Genomic DNA, 24,361 nt, shown 5'->3' with positions numbered 1-24,361 from the left:
GGAGTTTACTGCTGCGTTGAGCTTAGTACACGTAGCACAGCACCTCGCCGCCTACGTTCTGGGTGCGAGCTTCCTTCTCCGTCATTACCCCTTTCGAGGTCGACAGGATGGCAATGCCCAGACCGCTCAGCACGCGCGGCAGGTTTTCAACGTGGGCGTACGTACGCAGGCCCGGGGTGCTGATCCGCTGCAGCTTCTGGATGGCGGGCTTCTTGGTCACGGGGTGGTACTTCAGCGCGATTTTGATCGTGCCTTGTACTGCCGAGTCATCAAAACGGTAGCTCTGAATGTACCCTTTCTCGTAGAGCACTTTCGTGATTTCCTTTTTGATTTTGTTAGCCGGAATTTCTACTACCCGGTGGTTGGCCTTGATGGCGTTGCGCACCCGGGTCAGGTAGTCGGCAATCGGATCTGTGTTCATTTGGATGATTTGAAGGGCATCCCGTTTTAAGGGAACCGCAAAGGTAGGAAAATTTCGCAGCCATAGTCTTCCTATGACGGCGAAATCCTCGGTTAAGACTACTTGACATCCACAGCGTTTCCGCCGCAGCCAATGGTTTCTTGTGGCAACCTGCCAAATGGTATGTGGGGCGTCCCCCACTGCCCTAGAGCATTCTGGGGTGCAAAGATACGTAAATGCTTAACACAAAAGCAATAGGCACAGTAGCTTAATTGATAGATTGTTCGCAGCTACCGAGCAAACCACATTCTACTTCTTTCGGGTATAACAATCGTCAGGAGCTACGCACAATGCATCCGGTAGCTTCGCATTTACACTCTGAGTAAAGGTCTTTTTTAGCTTGTTCTTATCATAGTAAGAGAAATACAGAGTATTCCTGACCAACTTGATTGGAAGCTCATCAGGAGAACCAACTTCATATCTAGCTACAAGCCTGCGTTGGACATCATAAAAGCAGACCCAGCTATGTCCATGTAATACAATCGCCGCCTGAACCGTTTCGAATTGGGTTGTAACGTAAAATGCTACTTGCCCATTGGCCGTTTTTATTACTCCAAGCTGCTGGGTCTTGATATTTGGCTTCGGGTTTACCAGGCTTAGATTATTTTCAATACGCCAACTGGACTGATTAGAATTACTAGAAAGGCAGAGCAGAGCAATATGGAGCGAGCAAGAGTAAAACATAGGAGGAAGAGTCGAAGGCGTAGCCAAATGACAAAAAGAAAACTGCTCAGCCAAAACTCCCGGGAGAGTTTCAGCTGAGCAGTTTTGCTGAGCGTTGCTGGCGGTAGCGGACTACCAGCTGGCTTTCGTTACGCCGGGGATTTTGCCGGCCGAAGCCATTTCCCGGAACGTTACGCGGCTGATGCCAAACTTGCGCATGTAGCCACGCGGACGGCCGGTCAGTTTGCAGCGGTTGTGCAGACGTACGGGCGACGCGTTGCGGGGCAGTTTGTCGAGGCCTTCGAAGTCGCCAGCGGCTTTCAGGGCCTTGCGCTTCTCGGCGTAGCGAGCTACCAGCGCTTCACGCTTCCGCTCTCTTGCTTTGATGGATTCCTTAGCCATGGATTAGCTGTTTTTCTTGGCGTTAGCAAACGGCATCCCGAAGGCGCGCAGCAGCTCGTAGCTCTGCTCGTCGTTTTCAGCCGTCGTCACGAAGGTAATATCCATCCCGCCAATCTCCTTGATCTTGTCAATGGAGATTTCCGGGAAGATGATTTGCTCCTTGATGCCGAGGGTGTAGTTACCACGGCCGTCGAAGCCTTTGTCGTTGATGCCTTTGAAGTCGCGGACGCGGGGCAGGGCCACGGTCAGCAGACGGTCCAGGAACTCGTACATCTGGTTGCCACGCAGCGTTACGCGGGCGCCGATCGGCATGCCCTCGCGCAGCTTGAAGTTCGAAACCGAACGCTTGGCGATGGTCGGAACGGCTTTCTGACCGGTGATGATGGTCAGTTCGTCCACGCCGTTGTCAACAAGCTTCTTGTCGGCTACGGCCTTACCAATACCGCGGTTGATGCAGATTTTGGTAATGCGCGGCACCTGCATGGTGCTCTTGAACTGGAATTTCTCCTGCAGCTGCTGGCGAATCTCCTTGTCGTAAATTTCTTTCAGTCGAGCCATTGTCGGATACTTGATTAGGCGTTAGCCGAGCTAACAAGCTTGACATTGCTGACGTGAATCGGCGACTCGATCTTCGAGATGCCGCCCTGGGGGTTCTTGGCGCTCGGCTTCGAGTGCTTCGTGACCAGGTTCAGGCCTTCGATGATGACGCGCTGGGTCTGGCGGTTCACCGATTTGATGACGCCAGTCTTGCCGCGCTCGTCACCGGCGATTACCTGGACGGTATCACCGGTTTTCACGTGCAGCTTCGCGGGCTTTGCTTCTTTGGTTTTCAGTGCCATTGCGGTTAGAGAACTTCAGGAGCCAGCGAAACGATCTTCATGAACTGCTTCTCGCGCAGTTCGCGGGCCACCGGGCCGAAGATACGCGTGCCGCGAGGCTCGTCGTTGTTGTTGAGCAGCACGGCGGCGTTGTCGTCGAAGCGGATGTACGAACCGTCTTTACGGCGTACTTCCTTCTTCGTGCGAACCACCACAGCTTTTGATACGGAACCCTTCTTGGCGTTGCCCGAGGGGATGGCCGACTTGATAGCTACGACAATTTTGTCGCCTACCGAAGCGTACTTTTTGCCGGTGCCACCGAGGACACGGATGCAGAGCACTTCTTTGGCGCCGCTGTTGTCGGCTACCGTCAGACGGGATTCTTGCTGGATCATATTACTTGGCTCGCTCTACGATTTCTACCAGACGCCACCGCTTGCGCTTGCTCAGCGGGCGGGTTTCCATGATGCGCACCGTATCGCCTTCGCCGCACTCGTTGTTCTCGTCGTGGGCGGTGAACTTGGTCGATTTCGACACGAACTTGCCGTAAATCGGGTGCTTCATTTTGCTCTCGACCACGACCACGATGGTTTTATCCATCTTGTTGCTGGTCACGCGGCCGATACGCTCTTTGCGCAGGTTACGCTCTACCGTAGCGGTGCCCTGCTGTTCTGCGTTGTTTTCCATTACTAGCGGGGGACTACGATTGCTGCTCCTGCTCGCGACGCTTCAGCTCGGTGAGCAGGCGGGCGATGTTGCGCCGGGCCGTTTTGATGCGGACCGGGTTTTCGAGCGGGGAAATAGCGTGAGCGAAACGCAGGGTTTGCGCGCCCGACTGCTCCTTGTTGATTTGCTCTTTCAGATCCTCGATCGAAAGGGCACGGATTTCAGCGTTTTTCATCTTGCTTATGCCTCAACGAAGTCACGACGAACGACAAACTTGGTGCGAACCGGCAGCTTCTGAGCCGCCAAACGCAGCGACTCTTGTGCAAGTTCCAGCGAAACGCCATCCGATTCGAAGAGGATGGTGCCGGGCTTCACGATGGCTACCCAGTACTCGGGCGAGCCTTTGCCCTTACCCATACGTACCTCGGCAGGCTTCTTGGTGATAGGCTTGTCTGGGAAGATGCGAATCCATACCTGACCTTCACGCTTCATAGCGCGGGTCATAGCGATACGAGCAGCTTCAATCTGACGCGCGGTGATCCAAGCGGCCTCCAGCGACTTAATGCCAAACGAACCGAAGTCCAGCGAGCTGCCACGATAGGCCAGGCCGTTTACGCGGCCCTTCTGCATCTTCCGATACTTGGTTCTTTTCGGTTGTAACATGTCTTAGTCTCGAAAAAGAAGTGGAAGGAAGAAGGACTAGCGACGCGGGCCACGGCTTGCGCCGCCGCCTTGACCGCCACGATTAGCGCCGCCACCTTGGCCGCCACGGTTGCCACCGGCACCACCGCCGAAGCCACCTTGGCCACCACGGTTGTCACCGCCGCCACGCGGGCCACGGTCGTTGCCACCACGGCCACCACGGTCGCCGCCACGGCCACCACGGTCACCCCGGTCGCCACGCTCACCGCGCGGGCCACGGTCGCCGCGGTCGTTGCCGGCCGGGCCTTGCTGCTGGCTTAGCAGCTGGTTGGGCGACAGGTCGGGCTTGCCGAATACCTCGCCACGCATGATCCACACCTTGATGCCGATTTTGCCATACACGGTCTGAGCTTCAGACAGGGCGTAGTCGATATCGGCGCGGAGGGTGTGCAGCGGGGTGCGGCCTTCCTTGTATTGTTCCGAACGGGCAATTTCAGCACCGCCGAGGCGGCCGCCGCACTGCACCTTGATGCCTTCAGCGCCCACGCGGAGTGCGCCCTGAATGGCTTGCTTCATCGCACGACGGAACGAGATACGAGCCTGCAGCTGCTGAGCAATGCTCTCACCTACCAGCTTGGCGTCGAGTTCCGGACGCTTGATTTCGAAGATGTTGATCTGAACGTCCTTGCTCGTGAGCTTTTTCAGTTCGTCCTTGATCTTATCAACTTCCTGACCGCCTTTACCGATTACCACACCCGGACGAGCCGTGTTGATGGTGATGGTGATACGCTTCAGGGTGCGCTCGATGATGATTTTCGAGATGCCGCCCTTCGGGATGCGTGCCAGAATGTATTTGCGGATCTTTTCGTCCTCTACCAGCTTGTCGGCGAAGTCTTTGCCGCCGTACCAGTTAGAGTCCCAACCTTTAACGATACCGAGGCGGAAGCCAACGGGATTAACTTTCTGTCCCATGGTTACTATTCGGCGGCGTTAGCCGCGGTTTGGGTGTCAGCTTTCTTGGTCGAACGACGGGCCGTCTTCTTCGGAGCTTCTTCAGCAGCCGGAGCAGCGGCCGGGGCAGTTTCCTGCTTGGCAGCGGCGTTCTTCAGACCCTGGCGGCTGCCGATGGCTTCCACCTTGGAGTCGATGATCAGCGTGACGTGGTTGCTACGCTTACGGATGCGGTGGCCACGGCCCTGGGGGGCGGGGCGCAGGCGCTTCAGCTGGCGGCCTTCGTCAACGAAGATTTCTTTGATGTACAGGTTAGCGTCTTCGATGCGCTCGTCCTCGTTCTTCTGCTGCCAGTTGGCCAGGGCCGACAGGAGCAGTTTCTCGATTTTCTCAGCACCCGAATTGGCCTCAAACTTCAACAAGCCCAAGGCACGGGTAACGCTTTTGCCGCGTACTAGGCCGGCCACGAGGCGCATCTTGCGCGGCGAGGTCGGTACGTTACGGAGTTTGGCTACTGCTTCCATGTCTTAGCGCTTGCCTTTATCTTTCTTGGCTACGTGGCCGCGGAAGTTGCGCGTCGGCGCAAATTCCCCAAGCTTGTGACCAACCATGTTTTCGGTCACGTACACCGGGATGAACTTATTGCCGTTGTGCACGGCGAAGGTATGCCCTACGAAGTCCGGCGAAATCATCGAGCGGCGCGACCAGGTCTTCACCACCGATTTCTTGTTGGACTCCTCCATCACCTGCACTTTCCGCTCCAGGCGGAAGTCGATGTACGGGCCTTTTTTAAGCGAACGTGCCATTACTTCTTGCCTTTACGCGAAACGATGAGTTGCTCAGAGTACTTGTTCTTGTTGCGGGTCTTGTAGCCCTTCGCAAGCAAGCCTTTGCGGCTGCGCGGGTGACCACCGCTCGAGCGGCCTTCACCACCACCCATCGGGTGGTCGACGGGGTTCATGGCCACACCACGAACGCGCGGACGGTAGCCCAACCAACGGTGACGACCGGCTTTGCCGAGACGTACGTTCATGTGCTCACCGTTCGAAACGGTGCCGACCGTAGCCATGCAGGTCACGAGAACCATGCGCATCTCGCCGGAGGGCAGTTTCAGCGTCGCGTATTTTTCTTCGCGAGCCACCAGCTGGGCGTAGGTACCGGCCGAGCGGGCCAGCACTGCGCCGGCACCCGGCATCAGCTCGATGTTGTGAACAATCGTACCGAGCGGCATTTCGCGCAGCGGCAGGGCGTTGCCCAGTTCCGGTGCGGCGCCGGGGCCGGCTACCACGGTAGCACCCACCTGCAGGCCATTCGGGGCGATGATGTAGGCCTTCTCGCCGTCAGCGTAGCTGAGCAGGGCGATGCGCGCCGTACGGTTCGGATCGTACTCGATAGACTTCACGGTAGCCGGCACGGTGTGCTTGCTGCGCTTGAAGTCGATGATACGATACTGTTGCTTGTGACCACCACCGATGTAACGGTTGGTCATTTTCCCGGAATCATTCCGGCCACCGGATTTTTTCTTGGGTGCCAACAGCGACTTCTCCGGCGTCGACGTGGTAATCTCGTCGAAACCCGGGGCGATACGGAAGCGCTGACCCGGTGATGTTGGTCTTAGTTTTTTGAGTGCCATTTTATAGCGAAAATGCTCTAGCGAGGGGCCTCGGTCAGAAATTCAGTCGGCTTAGATGCCGCTGTAGAAGTCGATTACTTCGCCTTCCTTCACGGTTACGATGGCCTTCTTGCTGGAAGCACGACGGCCGGTAACGGCACCTGTTTTGGTGAAGCGCGACTTGAGTTTGCCCTGGCTGCGGATGGTGCTGATGCCCACCACGGTCACGCCGTAGAGCTTCTCGATTTCTTTTTTGATTTCAACCTTGTTGGCGGTGCGCTCCACTTCAAAGGCGTATTGGCCTTTCTCGTTCAGCGACGTTGCCTTCTCGGTCACGATGGGCTTCTTGATGATGCTCATTACTCAGCGGCCGTGTAAAGTTGGGTGAGCGTCTCCAGACCAGCTTCCGACAGCAGCAGCGTGTCGGTGTTCAGCAGGTCGTGGGTGTTGAGAGCCGTGGGAACAGCCACCTTCACCTTTTGGATGTTGCGGGCCGACAGTACCACGTTCTTGTCAACCGAGCCGGTTACCAGCAGGGTCTTCTTGCCGTTGTCCAGCTTCAGGCCGCTCAGGATGTTCAGGAAATCCTTCGTCTTGGGGCCTTCCAGGGAGAAGTTCTCCACCAGGGCCAGACGGTTTTCGCGAGCAAGAACCGACAGGGCCGACAGGCGGGCCAGCTGCTTGGTTTTCTTGTTCACTTTGAAGCCGTAGTCACGGGGCTTGGGACCGAATACGCGGCCACCACCGATGAACACCGGCGACTTCATCGAACCAGCGCGGGCACCGCCGGTGCCTTTCTGCTTCTTCAGTTTCTTAGTCGTGCGGGCGATTTCAGCACGTTCCTTCGACTTGTGCGTGCCCTGGCGCTGGTTGGCCAGGTACAGCTTCACGTCGAGGTACATGGCGTGCTCGTTCGGCTCCAGCCCGAAGATTGCGTCGGACAGCGTCACCTTGCGGCCGGTGTCCTCGCCTTTGATCGTCAATACAGAGAGTTCCATCGCGCCTATTTCTCCAGAATCACGTAACCGTTTTTAGCACCGGGTACCGAGCCGCTCACCAGGATGAGGTTCTGCTCGTTCATCACGCGCAGCACTTTCAGGTTCTGGATCTTTACACGGTCACCGCCCATGCGGCCAGCCATACGCATGCCTTTGAACACGCGGGAAGGCCAGGAGCAAGCACCGATCGAGCCAGGGTGACGGCCGCGGTTGTGCTGACCGTGGGTCTGGCCACCTACACCAGCAAAGTTGTGACGCTTTACAACGCCCTGGAAACCTTTGCCTTTCGAGGTACCAACCACGTCTACGAAGTCACCTTCGGCGAAGTAGTCAGCGTTGATTTCAGCACCTAGCGAGTAGGATGCCACGTCGTCGGTGCGGAACTCGACGAGTTTTTTGCGGGGGGTAACTCCCGCCTTAGCGAAGTGGCCAGCCAACGGTTTGTTGGTGTTTTTGGCCTTCTTGTCGCCGTAACCGAGCTGAACGGCCGTGTAGCCGTCAACTTCGAGCGTCTTCACCTGCGTCACTACGCACGGGCCGGCTTGGATGAGCGTGCAGGGCACGTTCCGGCCATCGGCAGTGAAGAGGCTTGTCATACCGATTTTTTTACCGATAATGCCAGGCATTCGAATGGGGTTTTAGAAAAGACACAGTGAAAACGCCCGAATGACGTTTTCGGAAAGGGAGTGCAAAGCTAGGGAATTGTTAAGACAAAAGCATCACCCCATCTGAAAATAATTCAGATAGATCGGTCTGTCCTTGCGGCTACTAGTCAATCAGTTTGCTGCCGACACCGGTTGCTTTCTCAACCGCTCCCCCATCTGCTTTGCGAAACTGGTCAGCAATTTGCTAAGCGCGGCCGAATCCTATTCCCACACCTGTTTTTGGATTATGCCGGGCGCCACTGGCGGCCTTTACGCACGCCACGCTCTTTCCTGCATTCAGCCACGCTGCTCAGCGGCAACAGCAGAAAGAACAAGGAAAACGTGAGTCCCGTCTGTCCCTCCATCGTCGGCTCGACCATGAAGGATAAGGTCACGATGAGGTACTGGGCCACGAGCATGGGCGCGTGCCGGCGGCGGGCCCACCACAGTGGGTAGTAAAAGGCCGCAATAAATAGTGCCAGTCCCAGCGCCCCGAAAGCTACCAGATACAGCAGAAACTGATTGTGCGGCTGAATCTGGTGCATGGTATCGATCTGTGGGAAAAACTCCCGGTAGCGCTCCGCCATTTCGTCGCGCAGATCCGCTTTGCCAACTCCCAGCAGTGGATTGTCTTTCCAGACCTGCAGGGCCGTCTGGTACGAGTACACCCGACCTACGAGGGAATAGTTGTTGGCCGAATGCGTCTGCTCGACGCGGCTGGCGTCGTCCTTGGTATTATGGTATTTGTTGTAAAACGTGGGCAGCGTGAAATAGCTGACCACGGGCAGCACTACCATCAGAGCCGCTACCGAAGCGGCTTTGCGCCAAGCCTGCTTCTTCAGCAAATACCCGATGGCCACTACGGCCAGCACGTACAGCGCCACCAACCCGCTGCGCACCGCCAGCAGGTGCAGAAACCCCGCCAAGAAGATAGTCGCGCCCATCACCGCCGCCCGCCGCCAACCGGTCAGCACTTTGCGGTTGAGCATAACAGCACCCACGGCCACGGAAAGCACGATGAGCAGACTGAACCGGATATGGTCCGGTACCGTGGGCATTATCTTGGAGTGGATGTACAACTCATTGATGTAATCCGCATTCAACAGGTAGTAAATCGTGCTGCCGAAGGCGGAAAACGTGGTAACGCCCAGCAGCAGCTTATAGAGCCTTTTCAGATCGTCGATCCGCAGGGGGGGCAGAATCCAGAACGACAACGGCAGCAGTAGGAAGGGCAGCTGCAGCACTACGTCCCGCCAGAACTCTTTGGCGTTGGCCGCGGTGGTATTCAAGCCCGCCGCCAGGTGCATCACAAAAATCAGCACGAAGCAGAAGTAGACGGGCCACTTACGCAGCTGCGCTACTTCCCGAAACTGCGCTAGGTAAGCCAGCGCTGACAAGACCAAGCAGCCCTGACCGATACTCGACAGCACGCGAAAAAACGGGAAGGTGAACAACCCGGTAATTACCATGCCGCAGCTGATAGCCGCGGCGGTTTGGATGCGGCCGACCGTTAGCCAGGAGGATGTACTTGAAGCGGCAGAAATACTCACAGACGTTGAACGCATACCCACAGCTGCACGCTTGGGCGAAACGCAAGTTACCGATTTCGTGCCAGCCTTGCCCGGCACGGCGTTGCCCACCTTCTACGCAGAGTCGGGGCATCGGGAAATGGTTGCACATAAAAAAGCCCCACCGGCCGAGGCCAGTGGGGCTTTTTTGCTGAGTGGTTAGGCTCAGACTTTGATTTCTACGTCAACGCCGCTCGGCAGTTCGAGCTTCATCAGGGCGTCCACCGTCTTCGACGAAGTCGAGAAGATGTCTACCAGGCGCTTGTAGGTGCAGAGCTGGAATTGCTCACGCGACTTCTTGTTCACGTGGGGCGAACGGAGCACGGTGAACTTTTCTTTTACCGTCGGCAAAGGAATCGGGCCGCTCACGATGGCACCCGTTGCTTTCACCGCCTTTACGATCTTCTCCGACGACTTGTCGACGAGGTTATGATCGTAAGACTTCAGTTTGATACGAATTTTCTGGTTCATGAGGTCAGCTTGTGAAAGCAATGATTATTTACCGCCCTTTACTTTGGCGATGATGCCCTCGGCGAGGTTTTGCGGCACCTGCTCGTAGTGCGAGAAGGTCAGCGAAGCCGAGGCGCGGCCCGACGAGATGGTGCGCAGGTCGGTTACGTAGCCGAACAGCTCCGACAGCGGAACGTCAGCCTTGATAACCTGGGCACCAGCCTTCGTGTCCATGCCTTTCATGATGCCACGACGACGGTTCAGGTCACCCGTTACCGGGCCCGTGTACTCGTCCGGCGACACTACTTCCACGGCCATGATGGGCTCGAGCAGCTTCGGAGCGCAACGCGGGGCTGCCTCTTTGTAGCCCAGACGAGCGGCCATTTCGAACGACAGGGCGTCCGAGTCAACGTCGTGGTACGAACCGTGGTAGATACGTACGCGCATCGAGTCCATCGGGAAGCCCGCCAGTACGCCGTGCTTCATCGCTTCTTCGAAGCCTTTCTGCACCGGAGCAATGAATTCTTTCGGGATAACGCCGCCGGTGATGCCGTTGACGAATTCCAGACCGGGTTTCTCCGGATCGGTTTCTTTCGGACCGATTTCGAATTCGATGTGAGCGAATTTACCACGACCACCCGTCTGCTTTTTGTAGACTTCGCGGTGCTCGATTTTCTTGGTAATCATCTCCTTGTAGGCTACCTGCGGAGCACCCTGGTTGATTTCAACCTTGAACTCCCGGCGCATGCGGTCGATGATGATTTCCAGGTGAAGCTCACCCATGCCGCGCAGTACCGTCTGGCCAGTCTCCTGGTCGGTGAATACCGTGAGGGTGGGGTCTTCTTCCACGAGCTTGGCAATGGCCATACCCATCTTGTCGACGTCCGCCTGAGTCTTGGGCTCGATGGCGTAGCCGATTACGGGCTCGGGGAACGACATGGACTCGAGAACCAGACGGTCTTTCTCTTCCGTCAGGGTGTCACCGGTCTTGATGTCTTTGAAACCCACGCCGGCGGCAATGTCACCAGCCTGGATTTTGTCGATCGGGTTCTGCTTGTTGGAGTGCATCTGCATCAGACGCGAGATGCGCTCCTTCTTGCCCGTACGGTTGTTGAACACGTACGAACCGGCATCGAGCTGGCCCGAGTAGCAGCGGAAGAAGCACAGACGGCCCACGAAGGGGTCGGTGGCAATCTTAAACGCCAGGGCGGTGAAGGGCTCCGAGTTGTCGGGGTGACGCTCCACTTCCTCGCCGGTGTCGGGGTTGGTACCGATGATGGCGGGCATGTCGAGCGGCGAGGGCAGGTAGGCCATTACGCCATCCAGCATCGACTGAACACCCTTGTTTTTGAAGGCCGAGCCGCACATTACGGGCGAGAACTTCATGTCGATAACCGCCTGGCGGATTACCTTCATCATTTCCTCGCGGGTGATGCTGTCCGGATCTTCGAAGAATTTCTCCAGCAGGGCGTCGTCGTATTCGGCAACGCTTTCCACCAGCTTCTGGCGCCACTCGGCTACCGTTTCCACCAGATCCTCGGGAACCGGGATTTCGTGGTACGATTTGCCCTGGGTAGCGTCGTCCCACACGATGGCTTTGCCGGTCAGCAGGTCAACTACGCCTTTGAAGGTGTCTTCAGCGCCAATCGGAATCTGCAGGGGCACCGGGTTAGCACCCAGCTTGTCCTTGATTTCGGTTACGGCTTTGAAGAAGTCAGCACCGGCGCGGTCCATCTTGTTGACGAAGCAGATGCGCGGCACTTTGTATTTGTCGGCCTGACGCCATACGGTTTCCGACTGCGGCTCTACGCCCGATACGGCGCAGAACAGGGCAACGGCACCGTCGAGCACGCGCAGCGAGCGTTCAACTTCAACGGTGAAGTCAACGTGGCCGGGGGTGTCAATCAGGTTGATTTTGTACTGCTTGGTGTCCGGGGTCGGGTCACCTTGCTCGTTGGTCGGGTAGTTCCAGAACGTGGTGGTAGCGGCCGAGGTGATGGTGATACCACGCTCCTGCTCCTGCTCCATCCAGTCCATCGTGGCGGCACCTTCGTGCACTTCCCCGATTTTGTGGGTCTTGCCCGTGTAGTAAAGAATGCGCTCCGAGGTCGTGGTCTTACCGGCGTCGATGTGCGCCATAATCCCAATGTTGCGGAGGTACTTCAGGTTTTCGTTAACAGCCATTTCTCTGTGTCAATGAGTGAATGAGAGAATGAGGGAATGAGTGATTAGGTTCCGTAGCGGCAAAATCACTCATTCCCTCATCTGCGTCATTCGCTGAATTAGAAGCGGAAGTGCGAGAAGGCCTTGTTGGCTTCAGCCATCCGGTGGGTGTCGTCCTTCTTCTTGACGGCGGCACCTTCACCTTTGGCGGCGGCGATAATCTCGCCGGCCAGCTTGTCTTTCATCGTCTTCTCACCGCGGCGACGCGAGTACTGAATCAGCCACTTCGAGCCAACGGCAATACGACGGTCGGGGCGAACTTCGGTGGGCACCTGGAAGGTAGCACCGCCTACGCGGCGGCTCTTTACTTCCACGGTCGGCATCACGTTGTTCAGGGCTTTGCGCCACTGCTCGAGGCCGTTTTCCTTGGTGCGCGATTCTACCTGCTCCAGGGCATCGTAGAAGATGCCGTACGCCAGGCTCTTCTTGCCGTCGTACATCAGGTAGTTAACGAAACGGGTTACCAGCGTCTCGCCGAACTTGGGGTCCGGCAGGAGGATACGCTTCTTCGGTTTTGCTTTTCTCATGGTATATGAGGAGTCGTGGGGACTGGGGTAGTTCGTCGACCTAGCTTCACGCGCCCTGCGGCGCATTACTCAGACCCGTGGTCAACGTTCAGGCCCCAACTACCTGATTACTATTTCTTCTTGCCTGCGGGTTTGCCACCTTTGCCAGCTGCTGCAGCCGGTTGACCGGGCTTCGGACGCTTGGCGCCGTACTTCGAGCGACGCTGCAGACGGCCGTTTACGCCGGCGGTGTCGAGGGCGCCACGGATGATGTGGTAACGCACGCCGGGAAGGTCTTTCACACGACCACCGCGGATCAGCACGATGCTGTGCTCCTGCAGGTTGTGGCCTTCGCCCGGGATGTAGGCGTTAACTTCTTTGCCGTTGGTCAGGCGCACGCGAGCTACTTTACGCATGGCCGAGTTCGGCTTCTTGGGCGTGGTGGTGTACACGCGGGTGCACACACCACGGCGCTGCGGGCACGAATCGAGGGCCGGCGACTTGGATTTCGTCGTCAGCTTCTCGCGGCCTTTGCGCACTAATTGGTTGATGGTTGGCATCTATTGAGCGTTTTGTCCGGGAGGGTCTTCTCCCAAAAAATTAGGCTTGCAAAGGTAGACACTCTGATTTACAATAGCAAACGGGTAATGTAACTTAACCTGAAGAGGCCTGCAGGCTCAGTATCAAGGACTTTTGAGGCGGCTGAACAACACTAAGCAGAAAGGCCCGCCAAGCTTTGCGCTCAGCGGGCCTTTCCTTTCAACTCATCGGGTACCAAACGCCCCTATAGGTAGGTGGAAGCATGTTCGGCAGCACATGTCCCTCATCCAGTGTGCTGACATCGACATTCTCAACAATCCGAAGTGCTTCTACCGGTCCCTCTTCCTGATAAGTACGCTCGAAATACTCCGTAATCAGGCCCAGTGCATCATCTACGGTATAAGCAGTAACGCCAAATTGGTTCGCAGGTGCGGCCTTTCCCTTCAATTCAATCCAGTAGCGGGTCAGTTTCATCTAAACGGTGCTTGTGTTAATCCGCCGCCTGCAACGTCACCGGCCCAAAGTCGGCGCAGCGGCTGAGCACGTAGCCGAGTACTTCCAGGCTGACGCGGCCGCGGCTGTAGTCGCAGAAGTAGAGTCCGTACTCGGCGCGCTGCAGCACGGCGTCGGGGAGGCTGGCGAGGCTGCCGGAGCCGCGGTACTCGTGCAGGCCCAACTCGTCGCAGTGGTCGAAGCTGGGGGCTTTGCCGAGGATGCTATTGGCCTGCTCAATAGTCAACGTGCAGATAATGCGGTACTCAAAGCCGGTTTCTATTAAGCACATTGCTTTAGCTCGTAAGCTGATTTACCAATAGCGACTTTTTGTAGCAAGATTTACTACTTACTGATTTGGCCGGCCCGCAGGAATATCGGGAAGCATACTTCGCGCTTTTCCGCGCCCCATAGCTCCCGCAGCGGTTGCTCAATCTGCTGGAGCGGCTCCTCCCCTACTGCCTGCTGGTAGCGCTGCACGCTGCTCCACGTCTGCAAATAACGCAGAAACCGCTCAGCATCCCAGTGCTGCCGTTCCTCGAATCGACGGTGCTGCACTGCGGCGAAGGGAAACGGAATGCGGGCAAACTCATCGTCGATGTGCCGGCGGTTCTCGTCCCAGTACGGTCCGACGATATCGGTGTAGAAGTGCTGAATCAGCGGATCAATCTGCTCGTTGACTTTCACCAGCCCATAGCCCCATTCGCCAATGGTGGCCCCCGGCTTGGCTACCCGCGTGGCTTCCCGGTGAAAGGCCGCCGCATCGAACCAGTGCAGAGCCTGCGCCACGGCCACGAGGTCGAAGGTATCGGCGGCAAATGGCGTCTGCTCGGCGCCGCTGACCTGGTAACGGATGTTGGGCTGCTGCACCGCCTGGGCCAGCTGCTTCGCGCTGATATCGGTGGCTTCCACCCGGCCGAAGTGCGGGGCCAGGTCGGCGGCGACCTGGCCGTTGCCGGTGCCGCAGTCCCAGGCAGCGGCGCGGCCGGGCGTGACGGATAGCAGGAACTTGTACAGCGCCGGCGGGTAGCTGATGCGGAACTGCGCGTACTGAGCGGCGTGGGAGGAGAAACGGTCGAGGGCCATGGGTACAAAATACAAAGAGCCGCGGGGAATGCCGCGGCTCTTTGTCAGTAGCAGGTAAGGCTTACGCCTCCCCCATCGTCCCGCTGAAGTTCATCGGGAAGCTGGTCATTTCCGTCTGCGTTTTCACCGGGCCGAAGCTCCGCTCGTAGCGGTCCAGGTTGTCCTGCAGCGCCGACAGCAGCCGCTTGGCGTGCTCCGGCGTGATGACGACGCGGGCCTTCACCTTGGCCTTGGGCAGGCCGGGCATCAGGCGGATGAAGTCGATGACGAATTCGCTGCTGGAATGCGCAATCATGGCCAGGTTGGCGTATTCGCCCTCGGCCACGTCTTCCGACAATTCGATGTTGATTTGTTGTTCTTCGGGTCCGGGTACGGGTGGTTGTTGGGCCATTCTATGTCAGGGCGTTTAGCGTTTCAAGATCAGGAAAGCACTTTATGCAGCAATTTACCGCTGAAAAATTAGCGGCTGCGGTACAGAAAGACGGCGTGCATAATCAACATGACCAATAGCCCTAACCAAGTAGGCCCCAAAGTCGGTAGCGCGAATGCCTCCCTGCTCACTCCGCCGATGCTCATGGCTACTAGCGGGACCAGCCCAACTCCGAGATAAGGCCAAACCACCGGCATTATCGACTCTGCCGTATTCTTTAGGCCTTTTTGCAATGCCCACAGCATCAAGCCGGCCCATAATAGTTGCGGAGCCCAAAACGCCATCATCGCCAAGCCGGCAATCCAATTAGGGAGTCGCCCACCATCCAATAGTAGAAATAGAGTTCCGTCGCTCATTATGAGTTTAACAAGCATTAGTCAAACATACATAAAAGAAAAGCCCGCCGGAATTGCTTCCGGCGGGCTTCCCTGTTCAATCAGCCAACGTTAATCGGCCGATACTTCGCGCTTGCTGCGGCTGGCGCGGGCGGGGCGCGTTTCCGTGGCGGCCGGAGCGGCAGGAGCCGGTTCCGGGTCCTCCGTCGAGCCGACCTGAATGCGCGTGTATTCGCGCAGACCGGTACCGGCCGGAATGAGGTGACCCACGATAACGTTTTCCTTCAGGCCCAGCAGTTCGTCGGCTTTGCCACGGATGGCAGCTTCCGACAGCACCTTGGTCGTCTCCTGGAACGAAGCGGCCGAGATGAACGACTGCGTGCCCAGCGAGGCTTGCGTGATGCCCTGCAGCGTCGGACGCGAAACGGCCGGCGAAGCGTCGCGCACTTCCACCAGTTTCAGGTCGCGGCGGCGCAACGAGGAATTCTCGTCGCGCAGCTTGCGGGCCGTCACGATCTGACCACGCTTCAGGATGGAAGAATCACCTTCCTCCGTCACGACTTTCATGTCGATGATGGAGTCGTTTTCTTCCATGAACGTCACCTTGTCGACCGACTGGTGCTCCAGGAACGAGGTGTCGCCCGGGTCCATGATAATCACCTTCTGCATCATCTGGCGGACGACCACCTCGATGTGCTTATCGTTGATTTTCACACCCTGCAAGCGGTATACTTCCTGAATCTCGTTCACGAGGTACTCCTGCACGGCACCAGGGCCCTGAATGCTCAGGATGTCGTTCGGCGTGATGGCGCCATCCGACAGCGGCGAACCGGCGCGGATGAAGTCGTTGTCCTGCACCAGAATGTGCTTGGACAGCGGCACCATATATTTCTTCTTCACGCCGTCTTTCGACTCCACGAAGATTTCACGGTTACCACGCTTCACCGTCCCGTAGGTTACCACGCCGTCGATTTCCGACACCACTGCCGGGTTCGACGGATTGCGGGCTTCGAACAGCTCGGTTACGCGGGGCAGACCACCCGTAATGTCACGGGTTTTGCCCACGGCGCGCGGAATCTTAGCCAGGATGTGACCAGCCTTGATTTTCTCGCCGTTCTCCACGTTGATGTGCGAGCCTACGGGGATGTTGTACGCCTTCTGGTTTTCGTCGCCGCCCGAACGTCCGGCCTTCACCATAATAGCCGGAGCCATGGTTTTGTCCTTCGATTCGATAACCACTTTCTCGCGGTAGCCGGTCTGTTCGTCCGACTCCTCGCGGTAGGTGATGCCCTCTTTGATACCCTCGTAGACGATGGTACCATCGAATTCGGCCAGAATAACGGCGTTGTAGGGGTCCCAGTTGTTGAGCTCCTGGCCCTTCTCGACCTCCTGACCTTCGTCGACGAGCAGGAACGAGCCGTACGGTACGTGGTTCGAGATGTACACCTTGCCGGTGCCTTTCTCCACGATACGTACTTCGCCCGAGCGGCCCATCACCACTTTCACCGGTTCGCCTTCGGCATTCACCGAATCCACGGTGCGCACGTCTTCAAACTCGATAACGCCGGCGAACTTGGCGCGGATGTTGGCTTCCACGGCAATGTTCGAGGCCGTACCACCTACGTGGAAGGTACGCAGCGTGAGCTGGGTGCCCGGCTCACCGATGGACTGGGCAGCAATTACACCGACGGCTTCACCTTTCTGGACCATGCGGCCCGACGAGAGGTTACGGCCGTAGCACTTGCCGCAGATACCACGCTTGGCTTCGCAGGTCAGTACCGAGCGGATTTCCACCGATTCGATGCTGGTCTGGTCGATGCGACGCGTGATTTCCTCGGTGATTTCCTCGCCAGCCGGCAGGATTACCTCGTCCGTCAGCGGGTCCACGATGTCGTGCACGGCTACGCGGCCCAGGATACGCTCGGCCAGCGGCTCCACGATGTCCTCGTTGTCCTTCAGGGCGAAGGTCTCGATGCCGCGGAGGGTACCGCAGTCCACATCGTTCACGATGACGTCCTGCGACACGTCCACCAGACGGCGGGTCAGGTAGCCGGCGTCAGCCGTTTTCAGTGCGGTGTCGGCCAGACCCTTACGGGCACCGTGGGTCGAAATGAAGTACTCGATTACGTCCAGGCCTTCTTTGAAGTTGGACAGGATCGGGTTTTCGATGATTTCGCCCACCGAACCCTGCAGCGACTTCTGCGGCTTGGCCATCAGACCACGCATACCGCCGAGCTGACGAATCTGCTCGCGCGAACCACGGGCACCGGAGTGCATCATCATGTAGATGGAGTTGAAGCCTTGCTTCTCCTTCTCCAAACGCGACATGAGCGTCTCGGTAATCTGGTTGTTGATGCGCGTCCAGATGTCGATAACCTGGTTGTAACGCTCGTTGTCGGTAATCAGACCCATCTGGTAGTTCTGGGTTACCGCCTTCACGTCGTTTTGCGCCTGCAGAATCAGCTCATCCTTCTCTTTCGGGATGTTGATGTCGCCCAGACCCATCGACAGACCACCTTTGTAAGCCGACTGGAAGCCCAGCGTCTTGATGTCGTCGAGGAACTGCGCCGTGCGGGCCATGCCCGTGCGCTTGAACACCAGCGAGATGATCTGCTGCAGCTTCTTCTTGGTCAGCAGCTCGTCCACGAAGCCGACTTCCTCCGGCACGTGCAGGTTGAAGAGCACGCGGCCAGCCACGGTCTCAATCACCTTCGTTACCAGGTTGTCTTCCTCGTCGCGGATTTTCGTGCGCACCTTGATGTAGGCGTGCTTCGAAAGCTGACCTTCGTTGATGGCAATAACGACTTCCTCCGCGGAGTAGAACGCACGGCCTTCGCCCTGCACTACTTCCTCTTCGGTGGTGCGCTTGCCTTTGGTCACGTAGTACAAGCCCAGAACCATGTCCTGCGACGGTACCGCAATCGGAGCGCCGTTGGCCGGGTTCAGGATGTTGTGCGAGGCCAGCATGAGCATCGAGGCTTCCAGCACGGCGGCCGGCCCGAGGGGCACGTGCACAGCCATCTGGTCACCGTCAAAGTCAGCGTTGAAGGCGGTACACACCAGCGGGTGCAGCTGGATGGCCTTGCCCTCGATGAGACGCGGCTGGAACGCCTGGATACCCAAGCGGTGCAGCGTAGGAGCGCGGTTCAGGAGCACCGGGTGGCCTTTCAGCACGTTCTCCAGGATGTCCCACACCACAGCGTCCTTGCGGTCCACGATTTTCTTGGCCGACTTCACCGTCTTCACGATGCCGCGCTCGATGAGCTTGCGGATGATGAACGGCTTGAACAGCTCGGCCGCCATGTTCTTGGGCAGGCCGCACTCGTGCAGCTTCAGCTCGGGGCCTACCACGATAACCGAACGGCCCGAGTAGTCGACGCGCTTACCGAGCAGGTTCTGACGGAAGCGGCCCTGCTTGCCTTTCAGCATGTCGGACAGCGACTTCAGGGCGCGGTTGCCTTCGGCGCGCACGGCATTCACCTTGCGCGAGTTGTCGAATAAGGAGTCGACGGCTTCCTGCAGCATGCGCTTCTCGTTGCGCAGAATCACCTCCGGCGCCTTGATTTCGATCAGGCGCTTGAGGCGGTTGTTGCGGATGATAACGCGACGGTACAGGTCGTTCAGGTCGGAGGTAGCGAAACGGCCACCGTCCAGGGGCACGAGGGGGCGCAGCTCCGGCGGAATCACCGGCACCATGCGAATCACCATCCACTCGGGGCGGTTCTCGATGCGGCCGTTGGCTTCACGGAAAGCTTCCACCACGCGCAGACGCTTCAAGGCTTCCGCCTTACGCTGCTGCGAAGTTTCGTGGGCGGCGGAGTCACGCAGGGAGTAGCTCAGCTCGTCCAGGTTCAGGCGCTCCAGCAGCATGTACAGCGCTTCGGCACCCATCTTGGCGATGAACTTCTGCGGGTCCTCGTTGGGCAGCATCTGGTTCTCGCGGGGAAGCTTGTCGATGATGTCCAGGTATTCGTCTTCCGTCAGGAAGTCGAGCTGCTGCACGCCGTCGGCCTCCAGCAAGCCCGGCTGCACTACCACGTAACGCTCGTAGTAGATGATCTGGTCGAGCTTCTTGGTGGGCAGGCCCAGCAGGTAACCAATCTTGTTGGGCAGCGACTTGAAGTACCAGATGTGCGCGACGGGGACCACCAGTTCGATGTGGCCCATCCGCTCGCGGCGCACTTTCTTCTCAGTCACCTCCACGCCGCACCGGTCGCAGATGATGCCCTTGTAGCGAATACGCTTGTATTTGCCGCAGTGGCACTCCCAGTCTTTTACCGGTCCGAAGATCCGCTCGCAGAACAGGCCGCCCATTTCGGGCTTGTACGTGCGGTAGTTGATCGTCTCGGGCTTCACCACTTCCCCGTTCGAGCGCTCCAGAATGGCTTCCGGAGAGGCGAGCGAGATGGTGACTTTCGAGAAGTCTTGAACCAGCTTTTTCGTTTTTGCAAACGCCATGTTGCTTGTGTTTAAGCTTTAGCTTGTTGCTATTTCACCGTTCGGTTTCTTCGGGCAGTGCCCAAACACTCAGAACAGCTCGACTTCGGTAAAAGTGCTCTGCGGGTCGGATAGGTACGCCGCGCAGTAGGTTTTATCGGGTCTGGGCGAAGCCTCGTCGGCTCCAATCGACCAGCTCATTGATGACTTCCGGGCCTTGTAGTGTTGTCCTGACCTTATCTCGGAACAACGGCCAAAAAGCATGTCGCAAAGCCGCTCGTACTATCTGTCTGGTTTGCCAAGCTCCTCCCCTGCTTGCCGACGAGTCAGCCTAGGGCAGGATGCGCAAAATGGTTGCCGGCACCGAGGCACCGACAACCATTCTGTTAGCAGCTTTTAACTAGTCCAGCGTGATTTCCAGGGCCAGACCACGCAGCTCGTGAATGAGTACGTTGAACGACTCCGGGATATTCGGCTTGGGCAGCACGTCGCCCTTCACGATGGCTTCGTAGGCTTTGGCCCGGCCAATCACGTCGTCCGATTTCACCGTCAGGATTTCCTGCAGGATGTTCGACGCGCCAAAGGCCTCCAGCGCCCACACTTCCATCTCGCCGAAACGCTGACCACCGAACTGCGCCTTACCACCCAGCGGCTGCTGCGTGATGAGCGAGTACGGCCCGATCGAACGGGCGTGCATCTTGTCGTCGACAAGGTGACCCAGCTTCAGCATGTAAATCACACCTACCGTCACGGGCTGGTCGAACCGGTCACCCGACAGACCATCGTGCAGGTACGCGCGGCCCCAATCCGGCAGGCCGGCTTCGGTCAGCTCCTTGGCCACCTCTTCTTCGGTACCACCGTCGAAGATGGGGGTCGAGTACTTGCGGCCCAGCTTGAGGCCGGCCCAGCCCAGTACCGTTTCGTAGATCTGACCGATGTTCATGCGGCTCGGTACCCCCAGCGGGTTGAGCACGATGTCCATCGGGGTGCCGTCGGGCAGGAAGGGCATGTCCTCATCGCGCACGATGCGGGCCACCACCCCTTTGTTACCGTGACGGCCGGCCATCTTGTCACCCACCTTCAGCTTGCGCTTCTTGGCGATGTACACTTTAGCCAGCTGCACGATACCAGCCGGGAGTTCGTCGCCTACTTCCAGCGTGAACCGGTCGCGCTTGAAGCGGGCCGTTACGATGTTGCGGCGCTTGGTGTAGTTCTTCACCAGCTCCGCCACCATCCCGTTGACCTTCTCGTCGGCGGTCCAGTTCTCCAGGATGAGGTCCTTGAACAGGTTCACCTCTTCCGGCACGGCGTAGTTGCTCTCGTCCTTATAGGGGTTCTTCTCGGGGAAGAGGGCATCGGTGATGTTCTTCTTGCCGAATTTGGCCCCTTTGGTCAACAGCTCGTCGCCAAACTTGTGCTTGATGCCTTGCGAGGTTTTGCCCTCCAGCAGCTGCACCAGCTTGTCGACCATCACGGACTTCACCCCGCGCAGCTCGGCGGCGTAACGGTCCTTGAGCTCTTCCACTTCGCGCTTGGACTTGGCCCGCAGGTTTTTGTCCTTCTTGGGGCGCGAGAACAGCTTCGTCTCGATGACGACACCCTGCAGGGAGGGCGGCGCCTTGAGGGAGGCATCCTTCACGTCGCCGGCCTTGTCGCCGAAGATGGCGCGCAGCAGCTTCTCTTCCGGGGTCGGGTCCGTCTCGCCCTTCGGCGTGATTTTACCGATCAGAATGTCGCCTTCGCGTACCTCAGCACCGATGCGGATGATACCGTTTTCGTCGAGGTTGCGGACGGCTTCTTCGCTCACGTTCGGAATTTCCGAGGTCAGCTCTTCTTCGCCGCGCTTGGTCTCGCGTACTTCCAGCTCAAACTCTTCGATGTGAATCGAGGTGAAGATGTCGTCGCGGACTACCTTCTCCGAAATGACGATGGCGTCCTCGAAGTTGTAGCCCTGCCACGGCATGAACGCCACCTGCATGTTGCGGCCCAGAGCCAGCTCACCGGCTTCGGTAGCGTAGCCCTCGCACAGCGGCTGACCTTTCAATACCCGCTCGCCCTTCTTCACAATCGGAGTCAGGTTGAGGCAGGTATCCTGGTTGGTACGGCGGAACTTGATCAGCTCGTAGGTCACGCGCTCGGCGTCGAAGCTCACGAGGATGTCTTCGGCGGTGAGGTCGTAACGAACGATAATCTTGTTGGCATCCACGTAGTCAATGACCCCGTCGCCCTCGGCCACCACCAGGGCGCGCGAGTCGATGGCCACGCGGCCTTCGAGGCCGGTGCCCACGATGGGCGCCTGGGGCTTGAGCAGCGGCACTGCCTGGCGCTGCATGTTCGAGCCCATCAGCGCACGGTTGGCGTCGTCGTGCTCCAGGAACGGAATCATCGAAGCAGCCACCGATACAATCTGGTTCGGGGCCACGTCCATGTAGCTGTACTCCGAAGGGCCAACCACCGGGAAGTCACCTTCAAAACGACCCTTCACGAGTTCGTTGATGAAGTTGCCTTTGTCATCGATGCGGGCGTTGGCCTGCGCGATGTGGTGGGTGTCTTCCTCTTCGGCCGTCAGGTACTTCACGTTGTCGGTGGTGTCCACCTTGCCGCCTTCTACCGTGCGGTAGGGCGTTTCGATGAAGCCCATCGAGTTAACGCGGGCGTGCACGCACAGCGACGAAATCAGCCCGATGTTCGGGCCTTCCGGCGTTTCGATGGTGCAGAGGCGGCCGTAGTGCGTGTAGTGCACGTCACGTACTTCGAAACCAGCCCGCTCGCGCGACAGACCGCCCGGCCCGAGTGCCGATACGCGACGCTTGTGCGTCACCTCGGCCAGCGGGTTGGTCTGGTCCATGAACTGCGACAACTGGTTCGTGCCGAAGAACGAGTTGATAACCGACGAGAGCGTCCGGGCGTTGATCAGGTCAACGGGCTTGAAGTCCTCGTTGTCGCGCACGTTCATGCGCTCCTTGATCGTGCGGGCCATGCGGGCCAGGCCGACGCCGAACTGGGCGTACAGCTGCTCCCCTACGGTACGCACGCGACGGTTCGACAAGTGGTCGATGTCGTCGACGATGGCCTTCGAGTTGATCAGGCCGATCAGGTACTTCACGATGAGCACAATGTCCTCGTTCGTGAGTACGCGGGCGTCCCAACCCGTGTCGATGCCCAGCTTCTTGTTGATGCGGTAGCGGCCTACGTCGCCGAGGTCGTAACGCTTATCCGAGAAGAACAGCTTCTGGATAATGTCACGGGCGGTTTCTTCGTCCGGCGCTTCCGTATTCCGGAGCTGGCGGTAAATCTGCTCTACAGCTTCCTTCTCCGAGTTGGAGTTGTCCTTCTGGAGGGTGTTGTAGATGATGGCGAAGTCGGCGATGTTGACATTCTCGCGGTGCAGGATGATGGACTTCACGCCCGAATCCACGATGGTGTCAATATCCAGGTCCTCCACCGTCGAGTCGCGCTCCAGGAGCACCTCGTTGCGGTCGATGGACACTACCTCGCCGGTGTCTTCGTCCACGAAGTCTTCCGTCCAGGTGCGCAGCACCCGGGCGGCCAGCTTGCGGCCGACTACTTTCTTGAGGGTTTTCTTGTCGGCTTTCACCTCTTCCGACAGCCCAAACAGGTCCAGGATGTCCTTATCGGTGCCGTAGCCGATTGCGCGCAGCAGCGTCGTCACCGGGAATTTCTTCTTCCGGTCGATGTACGCGTACATCACGTTGTTCACGTCCGTGGCGAATTCAATCCACGAGCCTTTGAACGGGATGATCCGGGCCGAGTACAGCTTCGTGCCGTTGGTGTGCTTGCTCTGGGCAAAGAACACGCCCGGCGAGCGGTGCAGCTGCGACACGATAACGCGCTCGGCGCCGTTGATGACGAACGAGCCCTTCTCCGTCATGTACGGGATGTTCCCGAGGAACACCTCCTGCTCGATGGTTTCGAAGTCCTCGTTGTCCTCGTCGTTGCAGAGCAGGCGCAGTTTGGCTTTCAGCGGAACCGAGTACGTCAGGCCGCGGTCGATGCACTCGTCCACGGAGTACTTCGGCGGATCAACGTGGTAGTCGATAAACTCCAGGACGAAGTTCTCACGCGAGTCGGAGATGGGGAAGTTCTCGGCAAACACCTTGAACAGGCCCTCATTCGAGCGGTTTTCGGCCGCCGTCTCCAACTGGAAGAAGTCCCGGAACGACTGCAGCTGCACGTCCAGGAAGTCCGGGTATTCGATTACCTTCTTAATCTTGGCGAAATTGATCCGCTCCAGGGCCGTAGCCTTTGCTTTGGGTGTAGCCAATGTGTTAAGAATTAAAATGACACTGGGAGGATGGAATCTTCAAACCATGCCAGTAGCGCGAGCCAACCACTCACGCATCGAAGAATAACCCCGGGGGCTACAAAAACGTTCTTCGGTGCTAGTGAGACGTGGTAGGGTCGCGCTACTGATTCG

Annotated in this window: 27 protein-coding genes; all 27 read right to left on the bottom strand. The window is 58.1% G+C overall.

The features are described 5' to 3' along the window. Window positions 1-22: 22 nt before the first annotated feature. The 27 genes from rpsH to rpoB all read right to left on the bottom strand — a co-directional run bounded on the left by rpsH (window position 23) and on the right by rpoB (window position 24,208). Window positions 23-421, bottom strand: a complete 399-nt coding sequence (rpsH, locus tag FDY95_RS17325; protein ID WP_059072181.1) for a 30S ribosomal protein S8 — start codon at window positions 419-421, stop codon at window positions 23-25. Window positions 422-709: 288 nt separating this feature from the next. Further along, window positions 710-1,144 carry a hypothetical protein gene (locus FDY95_RS17320; RefSeq protein WP_138079743.1) on the bottom strand — a complete coding sequence of 145 codons (435 nt, stop codon included), beginning with the start codon at window positions 1,142-1,144 and terminating at the stop codon, window positions 710-712. A gap of 111 nt (window positions 1,145-1,255) precedes the next feature. Further along, window positions 1,256-1,525 carry a 30S ribosomal protein S14 gene (gene rpsN, locus FDY95_RS17315; protein WP_111478205.1) on the bottom strand — a complete coding sequence of 90 codons (270 nt, stop codon included), beginning with the start codon at window positions 1,523-1,525 and terminating at the stop codon, window positions 1,256-1,258. 3 nt (window positions 1,526-1,528) lie between these two features. Beyond that, window positions 1,529-2,083, bottom strand: a complete 555-nt coding sequence (gene rplE, locus FDY95_RS17310; protein ID WP_138079741.1) for a 50S ribosomal protein L5 — start codon at window positions 2,081-2,083, stop codon at window positions 1,529-1,531. A gap of 14 nt (window positions 2,084-2,097) precedes the next feature. Then, window positions 2,098-2,364, bottom strand: coding sequence for a 50S ribosomal protein L24 (gene rplX, locus FDY95_RS17305; protein WP_111478203.1), 267 nt, complete (start codon window positions 2,362-2,364; stop codon window positions 2,098-2,100). 5 nt (window positions 2,365-2,369) lie between these two features. Beyond that, complete coding sequence (gene rplN, locus FDY95_RS17300) at window positions 2,370-2,738, bottom strand: 50S ribosomal protein L14 (protein ID WP_111478202.1); 369 nt, start codon at window positions 2,736-2,738, stop codon at window positions 2,370-2,372. A gap of 1 nt (window position 2,739) precedes the next feature. Continuing rightward, window positions 2,740-3,030: a 30S ribosomal protein S17 gene (gene rpsQ, locus FDY95_RS17295; protein WP_138079739.1), complete on the bottom strand. Its 291-nt coding sequence runs from the start codon at window positions 3,028-3,030 to the stop codon at window positions 2,740-2,742. Between the two features lie 13 nt (window positions 3,031-3,043). Beyond that, window positions 3,044-3,244, bottom strand: coding sequence for a 50S ribosomal protein L29 (gene rpmC / locus FDY95_RS17290; RefSeq protein WP_078013189.1), 201 nt, complete (start codon window positions 3,242-3,244; stop codon window positions 3,044-3,046). A 5-nt stretch (window positions 3,245-3,249) separates the two neighbouring features. Continuing rightward, entirely contained in the window at window positions 3,250-3,672 is a 423-nt protein-coding gene (gene rplP / locus FDY95_RS17285) for a 50S ribosomal protein L16 (protein ID WP_078013190.1), read from the bottom strand. 36 nt (window positions 3,673-3,708) lie between these two features. After that, window positions 3,709-4,623: a 30S ribosomal protein S3 gene (gene rpsC, locus FDY95_RS17280; protein WP_111478199.1), complete on the bottom strand. Its 915-nt coding sequence runs from the start codon at window positions 4,621-4,623 to the stop codon at window positions 3,709-3,711. A gap of 5 nt (window positions 4,624-4,628) precedes the next feature. Then, window positions 4,629-5,126: a 50S ribosomal protein L22 gene (gene rplV / locus FDY95_RS17275; protein WP_138079737.1), complete on the bottom strand. Its 498-nt coding sequence runs from the start codon at window positions 5,124-5,126 to the stop codon at window positions 4,629-4,631. 3 nt (window positions 5,127-5,129) lie between these two features. Next, window positions 5,130-5,408, bottom strand: a complete 279-nt coding sequence (gene rpsS / locus FDY95_RS17270) for a 30S ribosomal protein S19 (RefSeq protein WP_078013193.1) — start codon at window positions 5,406-5,408, stop codon at window positions 5,130-5,132. Beyond that, complete coding sequence (rplB, locus tag FDY95_RS17265) at window positions 5,408-6,235, bottom strand: 50S ribosomal protein L2 (protein ID WP_138079735.1); 828 nt, start codon at window positions 6,233-6,235, stop codon at window positions 5,408-5,410. Before rplB ends, rpsS begins: the two co-directional genes overlap by 1 nt. 51 nt (window positions 6,236-6,286) lie before the next feature. Continuing rightward, window positions 6,287-6,574, bottom strand: coding sequence for a 50S ribosomal protein L23 (gene rplW, locus FDY95_RS17260; RefSeq protein WP_078013195.1), 288 nt, complete (start codon window positions 6,572-6,574; stop codon window positions 6,287-6,289). Continuing rightward, on the bottom strand, window positions 6,574-7,212 hold the full coding sequence (gene rplD, locus FDY95_RS17255; protein ID WP_138079734.1) for a 50S ribosomal protein L4: 639 nt from the start codon (window positions 7,210-7,212) through the stop codon (window positions 6,574-6,576). Before rplD ends, rplW begins: the two co-directional genes overlap by 1 nt. Before the next feature lie 5 nt (window positions 7,213-7,217). Beyond that, entirely contained in the window at window positions 7,218-7,838 is a 621-nt protein-coding gene (rplC, locus tag FDY95_RS17250) for a 50S ribosomal protein L3 (protein WP_138079732.1), read from the bottom strand. 263 nt (window positions 7,839-8,101) lie between these two features. Further along, window positions 8,102-9,286: an O-antigen ligase family protein gene (locus FDY95_RS17245; protein ID WP_171025728.1), complete on the bottom strand. Its 1,185-nt coding sequence runs from the start codon at window positions 9,284-9,286 to the stop codon at window positions 8,102-8,104. 303 nt (window positions 9,287-9,589) lie between these two features. Next, a complete protein-coding gene (gene rpsJ, locus FDY95_RS17240) occupies window positions 9,590-9,895 on the bottom strand; it encodes a 30S ribosomal protein S10 (protein WP_111478193.1) in 306 nt (101 codons plus the stop codon). Window positions 9,896-9,919: 24 nt separating this feature from the next. Continuing rightward, the gene (gene fusA, locus FDY95_RS17235; protein WP_138079728.1) at window positions 9,920-12,058 is read right to left on the bottom strand and encodes an elongation factor G; all 2,139 of its coding nucleotides are present in this window, start codon (window positions 12,056-12,058) and stop codon (window positions 9,920-9,922) included. A gap of 98 nt (window positions 12,059-12,156) precedes the next feature. Beyond that, window positions 12,157-12,624, bottom strand: a complete 468-nt coding sequence (gene rpsG / locus FDY95_RS17230) for a 30S ribosomal protein S7 (RefSeq protein WP_111478191.1) — start codon at window positions 12,622-12,624, stop codon at window positions 12,157-12,159. 110 nt (window positions 12,625-12,734) lie between these two features. Further along, a complete protein-coding gene (rpsL, locus tag FDY95_RS17225) occupies window positions 12,735-13,163 on the bottom strand; it encodes a 30S ribosomal protein S12 (RefSeq protein WP_078013202.1) in 429 nt (142 codons plus the stop codon). Between the two features lie 199 nt (window positions 13,164-13,362). Beyond that, window positions 13,363-13,617: a hypothetical protein gene (locus tag FDY95_RS17220; RefSeq protein WP_138079726.1), complete on the bottom strand. Its 255-nt coding sequence runs from the start codon at window positions 13,615-13,617 to the stop codon at window positions 13,363-13,365. A 16-nt stretch (window positions 13,618-13,633) separates the two neighbouring features. Then, a complete protein-coding gene (locus FDY95_RS17215) occupies window positions 13,634-13,927 on the bottom strand; it encodes a hypothetical protein (protein WP_138079724.1) in 294 nt (97 codons plus the stop codon). Between the two features lie 53 nt (window positions 13,928-13,980). Then, window positions 13,981-14,721, bottom strand: a complete 741-nt coding sequence (locus FDY95_RS17210) for a class I SAM-dependent methyltransferase (protein ID WP_138079722.1) — start codon at window positions 14,719-14,721, stop codon at window positions 13,981-13,983. A 61-nt stretch (window positions 14,722-14,782) separates the two neighbouring features. Further along, on the bottom strand, window positions 14,783-15,112 hold the full coding sequence (locus FDY95_RS17205; RefSeq protein WP_138079720.1) for a DUF3467 domain-containing protein: 330 nt from the start codon (window positions 15,110-15,112) through the stop codon (window positions 14,783-14,785). A 485-nt stretch (window positions 15,113-15,597) separates the two neighbouring features. Next, window positions 15,598-19,944 (bottom strand): DNA-directed RNA polymerase subunit beta', encoded by a 4,347-nt coding sequence (gene rpoC, locus FDY95_RS17200; RefSeq protein WP_138079718.1) that lies wholly within the window; start codon window positions 19,942-19,944, stop codon window positions 15,598-15,600. Window positions 19,945-20,323: 379 nt separating this feature from the next. Then, complete coding sequence (gene rpoB, locus FDY95_RS17195; RefSeq protein ID WP_246074064.1) at window positions 20,324-24,208, bottom strand: DNA-directed RNA polymerase subunit beta; 3,885 nt, start codon at window positions 24,206-24,208, stop codon at window positions 20,324-20,326. Between the last annotated feature and the right edge of the window lie 153 nt (window positions 24,209-24,361).

The sequence above is a fragment of the Hymenobacter jeollabukensis genome (assembly GCF_005771675.1).
GTDB lineage: Bacteria > Bacteroidota > Bacteroidia > Cytophagales > Hymenobacteraceae > Solirubrum > Solirubrum jeollabukense.
The sequence above is the reverse complement of the archived record's forward strand: the minus strand, read 5'-3'. Positions and strand labels throughout refer to the sequence as shown.

Excerpts from the sequence above, each read along its gene's own strand:
- FDY95_RS17320 (WP_138079743.1), bottom strand. The coding sequence starts at position 1,144 with ATGTTTTACTCTTGCTCGCTCCATATTGCTCTGCTCTGCCTTTCTAGT.
- rplV (WP_138079737.1), bottom strand. The coding sequence starts at position 5,126 with ATGGAAGCAGTAGCCAAACTCCGTAACGTACCGACCTCGCCGCGCAAG.
- rplB (WP_138079735.1), bottom strand. The coding sequence starts at position 6,235 with ATGGCACTCAAAAAACTAAGACCAACATCACCGGGTCAGCGCTTCCGT.
- rplP (WP_078013190.1), bottom strand. The coding sequence starts at position 3,672 with ATGTTACAACCGAAAAGAACCAAGTATCGGAAGATGCAGAAGGGCCGC.
- FDY95_RS17215 (WP_138079724.1), bottom strand. The coding sequence starts at position 13,927 with ATGTGCTTAATAGAAACCGGCTTTGAGTACCGCATTATCTGCACGTTG.
- FDY95_RS17205 (WP_138079720.1), bottom strand. The coding sequence starts at position 15,112 with ATGGCCCAACAACCACCCGTACCCGGACCCGAAGAACAACAAATCAAC.
- rpsL (WP_078013202.1), bottom strand. The coding sequence starts at position 13,163 with ATGCCAACCATCAACCAATTAGTGCGCAAAGGCCGCGAGAAGCTGACG.
- rplX (WP_111478203.1), bottom strand. The coding sequence starts at position 2,364 with ATGGCACTGAAAACCAAAGAAGCAAAGCCCGCGAAGCTGCACGTGAAA.
- rpsJ (WP_111478193.1), bottom strand. The coding sequence starts at position 9,895 with ATGAACCAGAAAATTCGTATCAAACTGAAGTCTTACGATCATAACCTC.
- rplN (WP_111478202.1), bottom strand. The coding sequence starts at position 2,738 with ATGATCCAGCAAGAATCCCGTCTGACGGTAGCCGACAACAGCGGCGCC.
- rpsH (WP_059072181.1), bottom strand. The coding sequence starts at position 421 with ATGAACACAGATCCGATTGCCGACTACCTGACCCGGGTGCGCAACGCC.
- rpsG (WP_111478191.1), bottom strand. The coding sequence starts at position 12,624 with ATGAGAAAAGCAAAACCGAAGAAGCGTATCCTCCTGCCGGACCCCAAG.
- rpoC (WP_138079718.1), bottom strand. The coding sequence starts at position 19,944 with ATGGCGTTTGCAAAAACGAAAAAGCTGGTTCAAGACTTCTCGAAAGTC.
- rplW (WP_078013195.1), bottom strand. The coding sequence starts at position 6,574 with ATGAGCATCATCAAGAAGCCCATCGTGACCGAGAAGGCAACGTCGCTG.
- rpsQ (WP_138079739.1), bottom strand. The coding sequence starts at position 3,030 with ATGGAAAACAACGCAGAACAGCAGGGCACCGCTACGGTAGAGCGTAAC.
- rplC (WP_138079732.1), bottom strand. The coding sequence starts at position 7,838 with ATGCCTGGCATTATCGGTAAAAAAATCGGTATGACAAGCCTCTTCACT.
- rplE (WP_138079741.1), bottom strand. The coding sequence starts at position 2,083 with ATGGCTCGACTGAAAGAAATTTACGACAAGGAGATTCGCCAGCAGCTG.
- rpsN (WP_111478205.1), bottom strand. The coding sequence starts at position 1,525 with ATGGCTAAGGAATCCATCAAAGCAAGAGAGCGGAAGCGTGAAGCGCTG.
- fusA (WP_138079728.1), bottom strand. The coding sequence starts at position 12,058 with ATGGCTGTTAACGAAAACCTGAAGTACCTCCGCAACATTGGGATTATG.
- rpsC (WP_111478199.1), bottom strand. The coding sequence starts at position 4,623 with ATGGGACAGAAAGTTAATCCCGTTGGCTTCCGCCTCGGTATCGTTAAA.
- rplD (WP_138079734.1), bottom strand. The coding sequence starts at position 7,212 with ATGGAACTCTCTGTATTGACGATCAAAGGCGAGGACACCGGCCGCAAG.
- rpsS (WP_078013193.1), bottom strand. The coding sequence starts at position 5,408 with ATGGCACGTTCGCTTAAAAAAGGCCCGTACATCGACTTCCGCCTGGAG.
- FDY95_RS17220 (WP_138079726.1), bottom strand. The coding sequence starts at position 13,617 with ATGAAACTGACCCGCTACTGGATTGAATTGAAGGGAAAGGCCGCACCT.
- FDY95_RS17210 (WP_138079722.1), bottom strand. The coding sequence starts at position 14,721 with ATGGCCCTCGACCGTTTCTCCTCCCACGCCGCTCAGTACGCGCAGTTC.
- rpmC (WP_078013189.1), bottom strand. The coding sequence starts at position 3,244 with ATGAAAAACGCTGAAATCCGTGCCCTTTCGATCGAGGATCTGAAAGAG.